1 protein-coding gene is annotated in these 275 nt (G+C 64.7%); it reads left to right on the forward strand.

All coding sequences use genetic code 11. The features are described 5' to 3' along the window. Nucleotides 1-78: 78 nt before the first annotated feature. Nucleotides 79-275 (forward strand): hypothetical protein (locus AAEY78_RS12970; protein WP_352339727.1); only part of this gene is annotated, 197 nt, incomplete at its 3' end.

Consider the following 275-nt stretch of genomic DNA (forward strand, 5'->3'; position numbering starts at 1 on the left):
GGCCACCGCGGTGCGGCACGCAGTGTGCCCACCGTCCATTGCATGCGCGTTGCGCAACCATCCCGAGAGAATGCGTCGATGGTCTTCACGACTTTCCGTCCGCAGCCGCGGCCCGAAGCGACCGCACCAGCACGTTCAGCCCGTCAGGGCGTCCACCGGTACACGGTGATGCTGTTCCCCTTCACGTTGTTCTTCATCACCACGTACTCGCCGTTCGACCGGCGGTACGCGCGGATGCTGTACATCGCATCGATCGCGCTGCTGGTGTCGACCGT

The sequence above is a fragment of the Psychrobacter sp. 16-MNA-CIBAN-0192 genome (assembly GCF_040309565.1).
Taxonomy (GTDB): Bacteria; Pseudomonadota; Gammaproteobacteria; order Pseudomonadales; family Moraxellaceae; genus Psychrobacter.